Origin of the sequence: Enterobacter sichuanensis, from assembly GCF_002939185.1 — a bacterium.
GTDB lineage: Bacteria > Pseudomonadota > Gammaproteobacteria > Enterobacterales > Enterobacteriaceae > Enterobacter > Enterobacter sichuanensis.
The window spans coordinates 99,700-113,630 of record NZ_POVL01000004.1 but is presented as its reverse complement, the minus strand read 5'-3'; the positions used below and the strand labels follow the sequence as shown (position 1 = coordinate 113,630).

Annotated in this window: 14 protein-coding genes and 1 other annotated feature; of the genes, 10 read left to right on the top strand and 4 right to left on the bottom strand. The window is 55.2% G+C overall.

The annotated features are described in order from the left end of the window. Nucleotides 1–2: 2 nt before the first annotated feature. Nucleotides 3–719 carry a two-component system response regulator ArcA gene (gene arcA, locus C5687_RS03475; RefSeq protein WP_003856501.1) on the bottom strand — a complete coding sequence of 239 codons (717 nt, stop codon included), beginning with the start codon at nucleotides 717–719 and terminating at the stop codon, nucleotides 3–5. Nucleotides 720–814: 95 nt separating this feature from the next. Between arcA and yjjY the strand changes: the two genes are divergently transcribed. From yjjY to C5687_RS03440, 7 genes are all read left to right on the top strand, one after another. After that, on the top strand, nucleotides 815–955 hold the full coding sequence (gene yjjY, locus C5687_RS03470) for a YjjY family protein (protein WP_085928893.1): 141 nt from the start codon (nucleotides 815–817) through the stop codon (nucleotides 953–955). A gap of 399 nt (nucleotides 956–1,354) precedes the next feature. Beyond that, a complete protein-coding gene (locus C5687_RS03465; protein ID WP_104556414.1) occupies nucleotides 1,355–2,041 on the top strand; it encodes a tRNA/rRNA methyltransferase in 687 nt (228 codons plus the stop codon). Nucleotides 2,042–2,252: 211 nt separating this feature from the next. Next, a complete protein-coding gene (thrL, locus tag C5687_RS03460; protein WP_015572623.1) occupies nucleotides 2,253–2,321 on the top strand; it encodes a thr operon leader peptide in 69 nt (22 codons plus the stop codon). After that, nucleotides 2,260–2,377: a sequence feature (Thr leader region), on the top strand. It overlaps the preceding gene by 62 nt. A gap of 24 nt (nucleotides 2,378–2,401) precedes the next feature. Then, nucleotides 2,402–4,864: a bifunctional aspartate kinase/homoserine dehydrogenase I gene (gene thrA, locus C5687_RS03455; protein WP_104556413.1), complete on the top strand. Its 2,463-nt coding sequence runs from the start codon at nucleotides 2,402–2,404 to the stop codon at nucleotides 4,862–4,864. A gap of 1 nt (nucleotide 4,865) precedes the next feature. Beyond that, nucleotides 4,866–5,795 (top strand): homoserine kinase, encoded by a 930-nt coding sequence (thrB, locus tag C5687_RS03450; RefSeq protein WP_045284828.1) that lies wholly within the window; start codon nucleotides 4,866–4,868, stop codon nucleotides 5,793–5,795. Between the two features lie 3 nt (nucleotides 5,796–5,798). Beyond that, a complete protein-coding gene (gene thrC / locus C5687_RS03445) occupies nucleotides 5,799–7,085 on the top strand; it encodes a threonine synthase (protein ID WP_104556412.1) in 1,287 nt (428 codons plus the stop codon). A 247-nt stretch (nucleotides 7,086–7,332) separates the two neighbouring features. Beyond that, nucleotides 7,333–7,629, top strand: a complete 297-nt coding sequence (locus C5687_RS03440) for a DUF2502 domain-containing protein (RefSeq protein ID WP_059385884.1) — start codon at nucleotides 7,333–7,335, stop codon at nucleotides 7,627–7,629. A gap of 32 nt (nucleotides 7,630–7,661) precedes the next feature. Here C5687_RS03440 and yaaA read toward each other — a convergent pair whose 3' ends face one another. Then, nucleotides 7,662–8,435: a peroxide stress protein YaaA gene (gene yaaA, locus C5687_RS03435; RefSeq protein ID WP_025758042.1), complete on the bottom strand. Its 774-nt coding sequence runs from the start codon at nucleotides 8,433–8,435 to the stop codon at nucleotides 7,662–7,664. 66 nt (nucleotides 8,436–8,501) lie between these two features. Next, the gene (locus tag C5687_RS03430; protein ID WP_104556411.1) at nucleotides 8,502–9,932 is read right to left on the bottom strand and encodes an alanine/glycine:cation symporter family protein; all 1,431 of its coding nucleotides are present in this window, start codon (nucleotides 9,930–9,932) and stop codon (nucleotides 8,502–8,504) included. A 262-nt stretch (nucleotides 9,933–10,194) separates the two neighbouring features. Between C5687_RS03430 and tal the strand changes: the two genes are divergently transcribed. From tal to C5687_RS03415, 3 genes are all read left to right on the top strand, one after another. Further along, nucleotides 10,195–11,148, top strand: coding sequence for a transaldolase (gene tal, locus C5687_RS03425; protein WP_025758040.1), 954 nt, complete (start codon nucleotides 10,195–10,197; stop codon nucleotides 11,146–11,148). Between the two features lie 109 nt (nucleotides 11,149–11,257). Then, complete coding sequence (gene mog / locus C5687_RS03420) at nucleotides 11,258–11,845, top strand: molybdopterin adenylyltransferase (protein WP_025758039.1); 588 nt, start codon at nucleotides 11,258–11,260, stop codon at nucleotides 11,843–11,845. Nucleotides 11,846–11,966: 121 nt separating this feature from the next. Then, nucleotides 11,967–13,289, top strand: coding sequence for an MFS transporter (locus C5687_RS03415; RefSeq protein ID WP_104556410.1), 1,323 nt, complete (start codon nucleotides 11,967–11,969; stop codon nucleotides 13,287–13,289). Here the strand turns inward: C5687_RS03415 and satP are convergent. After that, nucleotides 13,266–13,832 carry an acetate uptake transporter gene (satP, locus tag C5687_RS03410; protein WP_025758037.1) on the bottom strand — a complete coding sequence of 189 codons (567 nt, stop codon included), beginning with the start codon at nucleotides 13,830–13,832 and terminating at the stop codon, nucleotides 13,266–13,268. The two genes, C5687_RS03415 and satP, sit on opposite strands and share 24 nt — an antisense overlap. Between the last annotated feature and the right edge of the window lie 99 nt (nucleotides 13,833–13,931).

Sequence of the window (13,931 nt, the reverse complement as noted above, 5' to 3'; positions counted from 1 at the left end):
GATTACTCCTGCAGGTCACCACAGAAACGATACCCTTCGCCGTGGATCGTGGCGATGATTTCCGGCGTATCAGGCGTAGATTCGAAATGTTTACGAATACGACGGATGGTCACGTCTACGGTACGGTCGTGCGGTTTCAGCTCACGGCCGGTCATTTTCTTCAGCAGTTCTGCACGGGACTGAATTTTGCCCGGGTTTTCGCAGAAGTGCAGCATCGCGCGGAATTCACTGCGCGGCAGTTTATACTGCTCACCGTTCGGGCTAATCAGCGAACGGCTATTGATATCAAGTTCCCAGCCGTTGAATTTGTAGCTATCAACGCTACGACGCTCTTCGCTGACCGTACCCAGATTCATGGTGCGGGACAGCAGGTTGCGTGCACGAATGGTTAACTCGCGAGGATTAAACGGTTTGGTGATGTAGTCATCCGCACCGATTTCCAGGCCAAGAATTTTATCAACTTCGTTGTCACGGCCCGTCAGGAACATCAACGCGACGTTCGCCTGCTCACGCAGTTCGCGCGCCAGAAGAAGACCGTTTTTGCCCGGCAGGTTAATGTCCATGATCACCAGGTTGATATCATTTTCAGAAAGGATCTGATGCATCTCTGCGCCATCGGTCGCTTCAAAGACATCGTAGCCTTCTGCTTCGAAAATGCTCTTCAACGTGTTGCGTGTTACCAACTCGTCTTCAACGATAAGAATGTGCGGGGTCTGCATGTTTGCTACCTAAATTGCCAACTAAATCGAAACAGGAAGTACAAAAGTCCCTGACCTGCCTGATGCATGTCGCAAATTAACATGATCGGCTTAACGTGACTAAAGTACGTAATTGCGTTCTTGATGCACTTTCCATCAACGTCAACAACATCATTAGCTTGGTCTTGGGTACTTTCCCTTTGGACCCGACAGTGTCAAAAACGGCTGTCATCCTAACCATTTTAACAGCAACATAACAGGCTAAGTGACACCAGACACCCAATAAAACTACGCTTCGTTGACATATATCAAGTTCAATTGTAGCACGTTAACAGTTTGATGAAATCATCGTAGCGGAATGCTAGCCTTTGTCACAATTTTTCAATAAACCAACTAGTTGCGGTCATTGATTTATAAACGAAGCGAATCCAATGAGAATAGGGTATTCATACCGCTATTATCATTATAAAACATAGGGATAATAGTGTTCTGTTAACATTCTAACTGATTGTTCAGACAAGGAATAGTTTAGCGTTTTTAATTTGTTATGAAACGCTATTTCGGTGATTTGTGTTGCAATTTTGTAAATTCGCGCTGCGTAATATGTTGAAGCGCATCACATTTCTACCCGCTAACCGATTAAAAAGAGAGCATAAATGCATCTGTCGATTGTACTGGTCGCCCCAGCCAGAGCAGAAAATATTGGTGCTGCCGCGCGCGCCATGAAGACCATGGGTTTTACCGATTTACGTATTGTGGACAGCACCGCCCATCTGGAGCCTGCGGCACGTTGGGTGGCACATGGTTCAGGCGATATTCTCGATAATATAACCACTTACGACACGCTTGCCGCGGCGTTGCACGACATCTCCTTTACCGTTGCCACCACGGCGCGCAGCCGGGCGAAGTTCCACTATTACGCTACGCCCGCGGAGCTGGTGCCGATGCTGAGTGAGAAAAGCCAGTGGCTGGAGAGAGCGGCGCTGGTATTTGGTCGTGAGGATGCCGGATTAACAAACGAAGAGCTGGAACTCGCTGACGTGCTAACGGGGGCACCCATGGTGGCCGATTACCCCTCCCTGAATTTAGGGCAGGCGGTCATGGTCTACTGCTATCAATTAGCCTCCCTAATACAAATTCCCCAGCCTCAGGCGGAAGGGGCAAATGAAAACCAGCTGGCTGCGCTGCGCACACGCGTTGAGCATCTGTTATCCCGGTTAGGGGTGGCGGACGATCGAAAAATGGCAGACTGGCTGCAGCAACGTCTTGGGCGTCTTGAGCAGCGGGACACCGCAATGTTGCATCGTTTGCTGCACGATATTGAAAAAAAATTGGCCGAGTAAAATGCTGCCATAAGTTTTTACTATGGCGGATAAGTCTGTTGCAAAGGGTTGCATCTGGGGGAATCGGATGAAAATAAATCTGCCTGCAGCGGGACGTGAGAGTCTTCTGAAATGTGATCAAATTAAAAATCCATTGACTTAAGGGTCCCGATCCTTTAACCCTAAAAGAATACAGCACAGACAGATAATAATGACAGAGTACACAACATCCATGAAACGCATCAGCATCACCACCATTACCACAACCATCATCATTACCACAGGTAACGATGCGGGCTGACGCGTACAGGAAAAACAGAAAAAAGCCCGCACCTGAACAGTGCGGGCTTTTTTTTCGGCTAAAGGAAACGAGGTAGAACCATGCGAGTGTTGAAGTTCGGCGGTACATCAGTGGCAAATGCAGAACGTTTTCTGCGTGTTGCCGATATCCTGGAGAGCAACGCCAGGCAGGGGCAGGTTGCGACCGTGCTCTCTGCCCCGGCAAAAATCACGAACCATCTGGTGGCAATGATTGAAAAGACCATCGGTGGCCAGGATGCACTCCCGAACATCAGCGACGCCGAGCGGATCTTCGCTGAGCTGCTGCAGGGGCTGGCTGAGGCACAACCGGGCTTCCCGCTGGCACAGCTTAAGTCTTTTGTGGAGCAGGAATTCGCGCAAATTAAGCACGTGCTGCACGGTATTAGCCTGCTGGGTCAGTGCCCGGACAGCATCAACGCGGCGCTGATCTGCCGCGGTGAAAAACTGTCGATTGCCATCATGGCCGGCCTGCTGGAAGCGCGAGGCCACAACGTGACCGTGATCGATCCGGTTGAAAAACTGCTGGCGGTGGGCCACTACCTCGAATCCACCGTTGATATTGCCGAATCAACCCGCCGTATCGCCGCCAGCAAAATTCCGTCTGACCATATGATCCTGATGGCTGGTTTCACCGCCGGGAACGAGAAGGGCGAGCTGGTGGTGCTGGGCCGTAACGGCTCCGACTACTCCGCCGCCGTACTGGCCGCCTGTTTACGCGCGGACTGTTGTGAAATCTGGACTGACGTTGACGGTGTGTACACCTGCGACCCGCGCCAGGTACCGGACGCCAGGTTGCTGAAGTCGATGTCGTACCAGGAGGCGATGGAGCTCTCCTACTTCGGCGCTAAAGTCCTTCACCCGCGTACCATCTCCCCGATTGCCCAGTTCCAGATCCCTTGCCTGATAAAAAACACCGGTAACCCGCAAGCGCCGGGTACGCTGATTGGCGCCAGCACCGATGAAGACGGTCTGCCGGTGAAAGGTATCTCCAACCTGAACAACATGGCGATGTTCAGCGTCTCCGGTCCGGGGATGAAAGGGATGGTCGGCATGGCCGCCCGCGTGTTTGCGGCCATGTCCCGCAACGGTATCTCTGTGGTGCTGATCACCCAGTCCTCTTCCGAATACAGCATCAGCTTCTGCGTGCCGCAGGGCGACTGCCTGCGCGCCCGCCGCGCGCTGGAGGAAGAGTTCTATCTGGAGCTGAAAGAAGAGCTGCTGGAGCCGCTCGCGATTCAGGAGCGGCTGGCGATCATCTCCGTGGTGGGCGACGGCATGCGCACCCTGCGCGGTATCTCTGCCAAATTCTTTGCCGCGCTGGCGCGGGCTAATATCAATATCGTGGCAATTGCCCAAGGCTCGTCAGAGCGCTCTATTTCCGTGGTGGTGGATAACGACGATGCCACCACCGGCGTTCGCGTGGTTCATCAGATGCTGTTCAACACCGATCAGGTCATCGAGCTGTTCCTGATCGGCGTCGGAGGCGTGGGCGGTGCACTGCTGGAGCAGGTGAAGCGTCAGCAGGCGTGGCTGAAGAAGAAGCATATCGATCTGCGCGTCTGCGGGATTGCCAACTCAAAAGCGCTGCTGACCAACGTTCACGGTCTGAATCTGGAAAACTGGCAGGCCGAGATGAAGGAGGCAAAAGAGCCGTTTAATTTGGGCCGCTTGATCCGTCTGGTAAAAGAGTATCACCTGCTTAACCCGGTGATTGTTGACTGTACGTCAAACCAGGCCGTTGCCGACCAGTACGCGGACTTCCTGCGTGAAGGTTTCCACGTGGTCACGCCGAACAAAAAGGCCAACACCTCGTCGATGGATTACTACCACCAGCTGCGTCTGGCGGCGAGCAAGTCGCGCCGCAAGTTCCTCTACGACACCAACGTCGGGGCAGGCCTGCCGGTGATTGAGAACCTGCAGAACCTGCTGAACGCGGGTGACGAGCTGCAGCGATTCTCCGGTATTCTATCCGGCTCGCTGTCGTTTATCTTCGGCAAACTGGACGAAGGCATGAGCCTGTCGGAAGCGACCCGCGCCGCGCGTGAGCTGGGCTACACCGAGCCGGATCCGCGCGACGATCTTTCCGGTATGGACGTGGCGCGCAAGCTGCTGATCCTTGCGCGTGAAACGGGCCGCGAGCTTGAGCTTTCTGATATCGTGATTGAACCGGTACTGCCGGCAGAATTTGACAGCAGCGGTGATGTCGGCGCCTTTATGGCCAGGCTGTCGCAGCTTGACGACGTTTTTGCCGCCCGCGTTGAGAAAGCCCGTGATGAAGGTAAGGTATTGCGCTATGTTGGCAACATTGAAGAAGATGGCGTGTGCCGGGTAAAGATTGCCGAAGTTGACGGCAACGATCCGCTGTACAAAGTCAAAAACGGCGAAAACGCCCTCGCGTTTTACAGCCACTATTATCAGCCATTGCCGCTGGTGCTTCGCGGCTATGGCGCAGGGAACGATGTTACAGCGGCGGGTGTGTTTGCCGATCTGCTGCGTACCCTGTCATGGAAGTTAGGAGTTTAACATGGTCAAAGTTTATGCCCCGGCTTCCAGCGCCAATATGAGCGTCGGATTTGATGTGCTGGGTGCGGCGGTTACGCCGGTAGACGGTTCGCTGTTGGGCGACACGGTGACGGTTGAAGCGGCAGAAAGCTTCAGCCTGAATAACGTAGGGCGTTTTGCCAGCAAGCTGCCGTCGGAGCCACGCGAGAATATCGTCTATCAGTGCTGGGAGCGCTTCTGTCAGGAGATCGGTAAAAACGTGCCGGTCGCCATGACGCTGGAAAAAAGTATGCCGATTGGCTCCGGGCTGGGCTCCAGCGCCTGTTCCGTGGTGGCTGCCCTGGTGGCGATGAACGAGCACTGCGGTAAGCCCCTCAACAATAGCCGTCTGCTGGGGCTAATGGGCGAGCTGGAAGGCCGTATCTCCGGCAGCATTCACTACGACAACGTTGCACCGTGCTTCCTCGGCGGCATGCAGCTGATGATCGAAGAAAATGGCATCATTAGCCAGCAGGTGCCAGGGTTTGATGAGTGGCTGTGGGTGCTGGCCTATCCGGGCATCAAAGTGTCTACGGCCGAAGCGCGTGCGATCCTGCCCGCGCAGTATCGACGTCAGGATTGTATCGCCCACGGACGTCATCTGGCGGGCTTTATCCACGCTTGCTACACCCGTCAGCCACAGCTGGCGGCAAAACTGATGAAAGACGTTATTGCCGAGCCGTATCGCACCAGGCTGCTGCCTGGCTTTAACGAGGCGCGACAGGCATCAATGGATATTGGCGCGCAGGCATGCGGCATTTCCGGCTCCGGCCCGACGCTGTTTGCCTTATGCGATAAGCCAGACACTGCGCAGCGCGTGGCGGACTGGCTCTCTAAACACTACCTGCAAAATCAGGAAGGCTTTGTTCATATTTGCCGTCTGGACACGGCTGGCGCACGAGTACTGGGATAATTAATGAAACTCTACAATCTTAAAGATCATAACGAGCAGGTCAGCTTCGCGCAGGCTGTAACGCAGGGACTGGGCAAAAATCAGGGGCTGTTCTTCCCACATGACCTGCCGGAATTTCAGCTGACCGAGATTGATGAACTGCTGAAGCTGGACTTTGTCACCCGCAGCACCAAAATTCTGTCGGCGTTTATCGGCGACGAAATTCCGCAGGAACTGCTGGAAGAACGCGTGCGTACGGCGTTCGCGTTCCCGGCACCGGTTCAGCAGGTTGAGCCTGACGTGGGTTGTCTGGAGCTGTTCCACGGCCCAACCCTGGCGTTTAAAGACTTCGGCGGCCGCTTCATGGCGCAGATGCTGACCCACATCAGCGGCGACAAACCGGTAACCATCCTGACGGCAACTTCCGGTGATACCGGCGCGGCGGTCGCCCATGCCTTCTACGGCCTGAAAAACGTCCGCGTGGTGATCCTCTATCCGAAAGGCAAAATCAGTCCGCTGCAGGAAAAACTGTTCTGTACCCTCGGCGGCAACATTAAAACCGTGGCGATCGACGGTGACTTCGATGCCTGCCAGGCGCTGGTCAAGCAGGCCTTCGACGACGAAGAGCTGAAGGTGGCGCTGGGTCTGAACTCCGCCAACTCCATCAACATCAGCCGTCTGCTGGCGCAGATCTGCTACTACTTCGAAGCGGTGGCGCAACTGCCGCAGGAAGCCCGCAACCAGCTGGTGATCTCTGTGCCAAGCGGTAACTTCGGCGATTTGACGGCAGGTCTGCTGGCGAAATCCCTGGGGCTGCCGGTGAAACGCTTTATCGCCGCCACCAATGCCAACGATACCGTGCCGCGCTTCCTGAAAGACGGTAAATGGGCACCAAACGCGACGCAGGCGACGCTCTCCAACGCGATGGATGTTTCCCAGCCGAACAACTGGCCGCGCGTGGAAGAGCTGTTCCGCCGTAAGATCTGGCGTCTGGGTGACCTGGGCTACGCGGCGGTGACGGATGACACCACTAAATCCACCATGCGTGAGTTAAAAGCGGTTGGATACACTTCTGAACCGCACGCGGCGATTGCTTACCGTGCGCTGCGCGACCAGCTGAATCCGGGTGAATATGGCCTGTTCCTGGGCACCGCGCATCCGGCTAAGTTCAAAGAGAGCGTGGAAGCGATCCTCGGCGAAACGCTGCCGCTGCCGAAAGAGCTGGCCGAGCGTGCTGACCTGCCGCTGCTGTCCCATGAGCTGCCGGCGGATTTTGCCGCGTTGCGTAAGCTGATGATGGCTCGAGCGTGATTTTTGTCGGGTGGCGGTTACGCCTTACCCGACCTACAACAGCTCATAACGTAGGCCGGGTAAGGCGAAGCCGCCACCCGGCTTTTTTTGTGAAGAAATTAAGGAGAAAAATAGCAGGGAAAAAGCAGAAATTCCCAATAAATGCGGTCACTTAGCGTTTAGGATTGCAGAGAATAACATCCCCCGTTCCCCTCGCGTAATCTCCTTACATCGGCCCATATCGGGCACAGAGAATAAGGAGTCACCGATGTCAAAACTGAAACCTGCGCTGATTGCGCTTTCACTGATGCTGGTCGCTCCCATGGCGGTACAGGCATCCGAAATTACTCTGGTTCCGGCGGTCAAACTGCAGATTGGCGATCGGGATAATAACGGTCACTACTGGGATGGCGGTCGCTGGCGCGATCATGACTGGTGGAAGGCGCATTATGACTGGCGCGATAACCACTGGCGTCCCCACGATGAACATCGCGAGCGTGACCACCATCATGACGATCGTCGCCATGGCGATCATCGTCCGGGCCCGGACTGGAAACACCATTAATGCAAAACCCCGCCAGCTGGCGGGGTTCTGTTTTACTGCTCGTGGCGCTTAAACACCAGTTCACCTTTCCCTGACGACGCCTCGTCAAAGAAATAGCCTTCGCTGTTGAAGGCGGTTAACTGCTCCGGCTTCGTCAGGCGGTTCTGGATGATGTAACGGCTCATCAGGCCGCGCGCTTTCTTGGCGTAGAAGCTGATCACTTTGAACTTACCGTTCTTCTCGTCGAGGAATACCGGCTTGATGATTTCCGCATCCAGTTTTTTCGGTTTCACCGACTTGTAGTATTCATCCGACGCCAGGTTAATCACCACGTTATCGCCCTGAGCGCGCAGCGCCGCATTTAGCTTGTCGGTGATGATATCGCCCCAGAAATGGTACAGGTCTTTGCCTTTGGCATTTTCCAGGCGAATGCCCATCTCCAGACGGTACGGCTGCATCAAATCCAGCGGACGCAGTACGCCATACAGACCCGACAGCATGCGCAGATGCTGCTGGGCAAAATCGAAATCAGCTTCGCTAAAATCTTCCGCCTGCAGGCCGGTATAGACATCGCCTTTAAATGCCAGAATGGCCTGGCGGGCGTTAGCGGGGGTGAAATCCGGGTGCCACTCGTGAAAACGGGTTGCGTTAAGATCTGCCAGCTTATCGCTGATGCTCATCAGCGAGGCGATTTGCGGTGCGGAGAGCTTGCGCGCTTCGTGAATCAGCTGTTGGGAATAGTCCAGCAATTCAGGCTGGGTATAGCGCTCGGTGGCGAGCGGGCTCTGGTAGTCGAGCGTTTTTGCAGGTGAAATCAGAATCAGCATATCCAGTCCTTGCAGGAAATTTAGAGCGACTTTAGCAAAAAATCGCCCTGAATTGATCGATAGCTGTTATTGCCGCGGCAAATCATCCCACGTGCCGGGGGCAAGTTGCGCTTTAATATCCGGATAACGCGCGGGATCAAAGACCGGTGACACACCCAGTTTACGCTGACGAAGGTAGTCTTTCGCAATCAGGGTCACTACGGGCGAGAGCAGCAGGATCGCCGTGAGGTTAGTGATCGCCATCAGAGCCATGATGATATCAGCCAGTTGCCAGACCAGCGGCATGCTGAGCAGGGAGCCTGCTACCACCATCAGTATGACGCCCAGGCGAAGCGTGCCGATGGCGGCGCGGGAGTCAAACTTCAGGAAAATAAGGTTGTTTTCGGCGTAGAGGTAATTTACCACGATCGAACTGAAGGCAAACAGCAGCAGGATGAGCGAGACAAACCCCGCTCCCCAGCCGCCGGTGAGGTTCACGAGCGCCTGCTGGAGAAGCTGTATTCCGGCCGTTCCCGACGAATGTGAGACAGGGCCTGCCAGCAGCAAAATCATGGCGCTGGCGGAACAGATAATGATGGTATCGGTAAAGACGCCGATCATCTGCACAATGCCTTGTGCGGCCGGGTGCGGCGGCCACGAAGCCGCGGCTGCGGCTGCATTGGGTGTTGACCCCATACCGGCTTCATTGGAAAACATGCCGCGCTGAAAACCCGCCATCAGCGCCTGACTGAAGGTGTAGCCCAGCGCGCCGGATGCGACCTCACGCCAGCCAAAGGCGCTTTTGACGATGGTCATTATGACGCCGGGCACCTGATCGAGATGCATTGCCGCGACGAGCAGGCTCGCGGCGATCCAGATCAGCGCGATGAGAGGAACCAGCCATTGCATCAGGCGGGCGATACCTTTAAGACCGGCAGAAAGGGCGAGCAGAACGACGAGGGCTAAAACGCTACCAGCGAGCCACTCCGGACACGCGAAGGCATAGCGCAGGGCATGGGCGACCGAGTTAGCCTGAACGGTGTTAAAGATAAGACCGTAAGCGAGCAGTAAAAAAAGCGAGAACAGGACGCCCATCCAGCGCATCCCTAAGCCACGCGCCATGTACCAGGCAGGGCCGCCGCGGAACTGACCGTTTTTATCTTTCTCTTTGTAGAGTTGTGCGAGCGCGCTTTCGGCAAAAGCGGTGGCCATACCGAGCAGCGCCGTCACCCACATCCAGAACACTGCGCCTGGCCCGCCGGCGCTGATGGCCAGCGCCACCCCCGCCAGATTTCCGCTACCGAGGCGTGCCGCAAGGCTGGTGCAGAGTGCCTGGAACGAGGTTAATCCACCCGGCTGGGGCGTGACGCTGTTTTTCAGACTTCTGCCAAACTTGCGGATATAGCGAAACTGGATAAACCCGCTGCGTAGCGTAAACCAAATACCTGCTCCCAGAAGCAGGTAAATCATTATCGAACCCCACAGGACTTCGTTAATAAAGAAAAAGAAATCAGGCATTAACGTCCCTCTTGTTGATGCCAAAGTGAATATGTAAGCGCTACCACTGATTGAGCATGCTGTTGCTTAGCAGGCTGTTAATATTCCGAGTTTATCATACTCTGCCTAAGCGCACTGTCTGCGGTTGCGCTACCCCTCTGTCGTGTTATCATCAGGGCAGACCGGTTACATCCCCCTAACAAGTAAACCTGTCATTTTTCCGCTGCAGGCATGCTGTCGGTAGCGTGAATTATCCAGGGCACGTTAAAAGAGAAACACTATCATGACGGATAAATTGACCTCCCTTCGTCAGTTCACCACTGTCGTAGCTGACACCGGAGATATCGCGGCAATGAAGCTGTACCAGCCGCAGGATGCCACAACTAACCCTTCTCTGATCCTTAACGCCGCACAGATCCCTGAGTATCGCAAACTGATTGACGACGCTGTGACTTGGGCGAAAGCGCAGAGCAACGACCGCGCGCAGCAGGTTGTGGATGCCACTGACAAACTGGCCGTGAACATCGGTCTGGAAATTCTGAAGCTGGTGCCTGGCCGTATCTCTACCGAAGTGGATGCGCGTCTGTCCTACGACACCGAAGCGTCTATCGCGAAAGCAAAACGCCTGATCAAAATGTACAACGATGCGGGCATCAGCAACGACCGTATCCTGATCAAACTGGCTTCGACCTGGCAGGGCATCCGTGCGGCAGAGCAGCTGGAAAAAGACGGTATCAACTGTAACCTGACTCTGCTCTTCTCCTTCGCGCAGGCGCGTGCGTGTGCCGAAGCCGGTGTGTACCTGATTTCTCCGTTCGTGGGCCGTATTCTGGACTGGTACAAAGCCAACACCGATAAGAAAGAGTACGCGGCGTCTGAAGATCCAGGCGTGATTTCCGTGACTGAAATCTACGAATACTACAAGCAGCACGGCTATGAGACTGTCGTTATGGGCGCAAGCTTCCGTAACGTCGGCGAAATCATTGAGCTGGCTGGCTGTGACCGCCTGACCATCGCGCCTGCACTGCTGAAAGAGCTGGCTGAAAGCGAAGGTACCCTGGAGCGTAAACTGTCTTACACCGGTGAAGTGAAAGCACGTCCGGAGCGCATCACTGAGTCCGAGTTCTTGTGGCAGCACAACCAGGATCCAATGGCGGTAGACAAACTGGCGGACGGTATCCGTAAGTTTGCTATCGACCAGGAAAAACTGGAAAAAATGATCGGCGACCTGCTGTAATCATTCCGCGTGGCTGGGTTCCCGGCCACGCGACTTCTTACGTACTCTGTCTGAAATTCCCCTCTGCGTGTATCATTCCCTTTAATCAGTACTTTTGAATGGAATGAATATGAATACCTTACGCATCGGCCTGGTGTCGATTTCTGACCGCGCCTCCAGCGGTGTATATCAGGATAAAGGCATCCCTGCGCTTGAAGAGTGGCTTGGCAACGCGCTGACCACGCCGTTTGAAATCCAGACCCGCCTGATCCCTGACGAACAGCCAATCATTGAGCAGACGCTTTGTGAGCTGGTGGATGAGATGAGCTGCCACCTCGTGCTGACCACCGGCGGAACCGGTCCTGCGCGTCGCGATGTGACGCCGGACGCGACGCTGGCCATCGCCGATCGTGAAATGCCGGGCTTTGGCGAACAGATGCGGCAGATCAGTCTACACTTTGTCCCGACGGCCATTCTCTCCCGTCAGGTGGGCGTAATCCGCAAACAGGCGTTGATTCTGAACCTGCCTGGCCAGCCGAAGTCGATCAAAGAGACGCTGGAAGGGCTGAAATCGGACGACGGTAACGTCATCGTGCAGGGCATTTTCGCCAGTGTACCGTATTGTATACAGCTGCTTGACGGTCCTTATGTGGAAACCGATGAGAAAGTGGTAGCAGCATTTCGTCCTAAAAGCGCGCGTCGCGAAACAATCTCCTGAAAATAATGATTATGTGACATTAGCTGAAGCGGCGATGGCGTGGTAAAGGTTTTACGGTATAGTAATTTTTTCTTTACGTTTGCTGTAAAAATAAATCCACAACTATGCTAAAGGGTTCGCTATGTCACATAACACCCGACCTCTGAATCGACAGGACTATAAAACCCTTACGCTTGCGGCCTTAGGCGGCGCGCTGGAGTTTTACGATTTTATCATCTTCGTCTTCTTCGCCGCCGTGGTGGGAGAACTCTTCTTCCCGGCGGATATCCCCGAGTGGCTGCGTCAGGTACAAACCTTCGGCATTTTTGCCGCCGGGTATCTGGCGCGTCCGCTGGGCGGCATTATCATGGCTCACTTTGGCGATCTGGTTGGCCGTAAGAAGATGTTTACCCTCAGCATTCTGCTGATGGCGGTACCCACGCTGGCCATTGGTCTGTTGCCCACCTATGCCTCGATGGGCATACTCGCGCCATTGCTGCTGTTACTGATGCGCGTGCTGCAGGGGGCAGCCATTGGTGGTGAGGTTCCTGGAGCCTGGGTGTTTGTGGCGGAGCATGTTCCGGCGCGGCGGATAGGTATCGCCTGTGGAACCTTAACGGCGGGTCTGACCGTCGGGATCTTGCTGGGGTCGGTGGTCGCGACCATTGTAAACACCAGCATGACGCAGCAGGCCGTTCTCGACTGGGGCTGGCGTGTGCCGTTCCTGCTGGGCGGGGCGTTTGGTCTGGTGGCGATGTATCTGCGTCGCTGGCTGCAGGAAACGCCAATATTCCTCGAGATGCAGCAGCGTAAGGCGCTGGCGCAGGAGCTGCCGGTGAAAGCCGTCGTGGTACGCCATAAAAAAGCGGTGGTGGTGTCGATGCTGCTCACCTGGCTGCTTTCAGCAGGGATTGTGGTGGTGATATTAATGTCGCCGGTCTGGCTGCAGAAACAGTATGGTTTCGCGCCAGCCGTGACGTTACAGGCGAACAGTATCGCAACCATTATGCTCTGTTTTGGCTGTTTGGCCGCCGGGCTGGCGGCGGATCGTTTCGGTGCCAGCATCACCTTTATCGTCGGTAGCCTGTTACTGGCTGCCTCCAGCTGGGCGTTTTACCACCTTGCAGGCAGTCATCCTGAACAGCTGTTCCTGCTGTACGGCGTGGTCGGGCTGTGTGTGGGCGTTGTCGGCGCGGTGCCCTATGTGATGGTGCGTGCGTTCCCGCCAGAGGTTCGCTTCACCGGGATCTCATTCTCTTACAACGTGTCGTATGCCATTTTTGGCGGACTGACGCCGATTGCGGTTACCGTGCTGATGGGCGTGTCACCGATGGCGCCCGCCTGGTATGTGCTCGCACTTTCGGTGATGGGACTGATACTGGGGATGTGGCTTCGTCAGGCGTGGGGATGTCGTGCCCGCGAGGCGGGCACGACAGAAGGATCAGTGTTTTTCACCAATCGGTAGAACGGTGCGATCAAACTGTTCGTTCAGCACTTCACCCATTGCCAGGTAGATAGCGCTTGCGCCGCAAACCAGACCAATCCAGCCGGCAACGTGAACGATGCCTTCGTTATCCACCAGGTGGCCAATCGCCAGCAGGGCGAACAGCACGGTCAGGCTCAGGAAAACGAACTGCAGCATGCGGTTGCCTTTCAGAGTACCGAAGAACATGAACAGGGTGAAAACGCCCCACAGTCCCAGGTAGACGCCCAGGAAGTGGGCGTTTGCCGCCTCTGCCATACCCATTTTAGGCAGCAGCAGAATGGCTACCAGGGTCAGCCAGAATGAACCGTAAGAGGTGAAGGCGGTTAAGCCGAAGGTGTTACCTTTCTTATATTCCAGCAGGCCCGCGAAGATTTGCGCGATACCGCCGTAAAAAATGCCCATCGCCAGGATGATGCCATCCATCGGGAACATCCCGATATTGTGCAGGTTCAGCAGAATAGTGGTCATGCCAAAACCCATCAGGCCCAGCGGAGCCGGATTAGCCAACTTAGTGTTGCCCATAAGTCCTCAAAAAAATCATCATTAAAATGGTGAAATGGTTAAACCCGCGTCAGTTCTCCCTGACGGGGCGCGGCATCATAATGGGCGCAATCGATGGCG

What these genes read in the sequence shown, in the direction of transcription:
- C5687_RS03440 (WP_059385884.1), top strand. Translation starts at nt 7,333, where the DNA reads ATGTCAAAACTGAAACCTGCGCTGATTGCGCTTTCACTGATGCTGGTC.
- yaaA (WP_025758042.1), bottom strand. Translation starts at nt 8,435, where the DNA reads ATGCTGATTCTGATTTCACCTGCAAAAACGCTCGACTACCAGAGCCCG.
- thrC (WP_104556412.1), top strand. Translation starts at nt 5,799, where the DNA reads ATGAAACTCTACAATCTTAAAGATCATAACGAGCAGGTCAGCTTCGCG.
- satP (WP_025758037.1), bottom strand. Translation starts at nt 13,832, where the DNA reads ATGGGCAACACTAAGTTGGCTAATCCGGCTCCGCTGGGCCTGATGGGT.
- tal (WP_025758040.1), top strand. Translation starts at nt 10,195, where the DNA reads ATGACGGATAAATTGACCTCCCTTCGTCAGTTCACCACTGTCGTAGCT.
- thrB (WP_045284828.1), top strand. Translation starts at nt 4,866, where the DNA reads ATGGTCAAAGTTTATGCCCCGGCTTCCAGCGCCAATATGAGCGTCGGA.
- C5687_RS03465 (WP_104556414.1), top strand. Translation starts at nt 1,355, where the DNA reads ATGCATCTGTCGATTGTACTGGTCGCCCCAGCCAGAGCAGAAAATATT.
- mog (WP_025758039.1), top strand. Translation starts at nt 11,258, where the DNA reads ATGAATACCTTACGCATCGGCCTGGTGTCGATTTCTGACCGCGCCTCC.
- thrA (WP_104556413.1), top strand. Translation starts at nt 2,402, where the DNA reads ATGCGAGTGTTGAAGTTCGGCGGTACATCAGTGGCAAATGCAGAACGT.
- C5687_RS03430 (WP_104556411.1), bottom strand. Translation starts at nt 9,932, where the DNA reads ATGCCTGATTTCTTTTTCTTTATTAACGAAGTCCTGTGGGGTTCGATA.
- arcA (WP_003856501.1), bottom strand. Translation starts at nt 719, where the DNA reads ATGCAGACCCCGCACATTCTTATCGTTGAAGACGAGTTGGTAACACGC.
- C5687_RS03415 (WP_104556410.1), top strand. Translation starts at nt 11,967, where the DNA reads ATGTCACATAACACCCGACCTCTGAATCGACAGGACTATAAAACCCTT.